The organism is Stenotrophomonas sp. HMWF003, assembly GCF_003061285.1.
Taxonomy (GTDB): Bacteria; Pseudomonadota; Gammaproteobacteria; order Xanthomonadales; family Xanthomonadaceae; genus Stenotrophomonas; species Stenotrophomonas maltophilia_AP.
In genome coordinates this window covers 1-1524 of the sequence record NZ_QAIW01000288.1, presented here as the reverse complement: position 1 = coordinate 1524, position 1524 = coordinate 1, and the positions used below count along the sequence as shown (strand labels likewise).

The following is a 1524-nucleotide window of genomic DNA, read 5'->3' as shown; positions in this document are numbered from 1 at the left end:
AACCTGACCACCCGTGACAAGCGCGACCACCGTTACGACCGTGGCTACGACAACCGTCGCTACGACGACCGCCGCCATGACCGTCGTTACGGCTACGACCGCGGTTACGACCGTCGCAACGACCGCGGTCGCTGGGAGCGCGAGCAGCGCGATCGCCGCAACTGGGACCGCCAGCACGGCCGCGGCTGGTAAGCACCGCCCCCACCGCCGGGTGCAGCGCCTTCAACGGGCGGGTCGATGACCCGCCCGTTGTGCGTTCGGCTACCCTGTCTGCCCTCCGACCCGACGCACGTTGTGCCTGTTTGCCGATGACCCACACCGCCCACCTCGTGCAAGGCCTGGACAACGATGCGGTGGCCGCCGACTGGCCGGCCATCGATGCGCGCGACGTGGCCTGGCTGCGCGGGCGCTACCCGCAGCTGGGCACCGATGTCGGCGTGGCCTGGCACAGCCCGCGTCCCCTGTCGGCGGCCGCCATTCTGCAGGGCGAGCACGGGCGGGTGTTCGTCAAACGCCACCACGGCAGCGTGCGCGACGCGGCAACGCTGGGCGAAGAACACCGCTTCATCGCCCACCTTGAAGCCGCCGGCGTACCGGTGGTGCAGGTGCTGCACGCTACCGACGGCGCAACGGCACCGGAACATGACGGCTGGACCTACGAACTGCACAGCATCGGCGCAGGCCACGATCTGTACCGCGATGCCCCGTCCTGGACGCCACTGACCGACCCGGCCGCCGCACGCGAGGCCGGGCGCATGCTGGCGACCCTGCACCAGGCCTCGGCCGGCTACCACGCGCCCCAGCGCAGCACCCACCTGCTGGTGGCACGCGACGACCTGATCCGCGCCGCCGACCCGCTGGCGATGCTGCAGGCCGACCTGGCCCAGCGCCCCGGCCTGGCCACCTACCTGGCCCGGCAGCGCTGGCAGGACGACCTGCAGCGCGCGGTGCTGCCCTGGCACGCCGGCCTGGCCGGGCGCCTGCACGCCGAGCCACGGCTGTGGGCCCACAACGACTGGCACGTGTCCAACCTGCTCTGGCGCACCGACAGCGACGCCCCGCAGGTGCAGACCGTGTTCGACTTCGGCCTGGCCTCGCCCACCAGCGCGCTGTTCGACCTGGCCACGGCGATCGAGCGCAATGCCATCGCCTGGCTGGCACTGGAGCAGCAGACCGATGCGGCGCGCATCGCCATCGCGCTGGCCCTGATCGAGGGCTACCGCCAGATGCTGCCGTTGTCGGCGGCGCGGGTGCAGCTGCTGGCCGACCTGCTGCCGGTAGTGCACCTGGACTTTGCACTGTCCGAAGTGGAGTACTTCAACGGCATCACCGCCTCGCCAGCCAACGCGGACGTGGCCTACCACACCTTCCTGCTGGGCCATGCCCTGTGGTTCCAGGGCCGCCACGGCCAGGCCCTGCTCCAGGCACTGCACGCCGCCGCCTGAACCGGGGCGGGCAGGGCGGGGCCGTTTGTGGTGAAATGGGCACCGAAGCGGGGGTGCCTGGGCAAAGCCAGGCTGAGAG

At 71.5% G+C, this 1524-nt stretch carries 1 protein-coding gene and 1 pseudogene; both read left to right on the top strand.

Annotated features, from left to right (window positions below):
- A pseudogene (locus DBR34_RS22810) lies at nt 1-192 on the top strand (hypothetical protein); the annotation flags it as partial.
- A gap of 116 nt (nt 193-308) precedes the next feature.
- A complete protein-coding gene (locus tag DBR34_RS11890) occupies nt 309-1445 on the top strand; it encodes a phosphotransferase (RefSeq protein WP_128096950.1) in 1137 nt (378 codons plus the stop codon).
- Nucleotides 1446-1524: the final 79 nt, after the last annotated feature.

Coding starts and splice junctions, on each gene's coding strand:
- DBR34_RS11890 (WP_128096950.1), top strand. CDS start 309: ATGACCCACACCGCCCACCTCGTGCAAGGCCTGGACAACGATGCGGTG.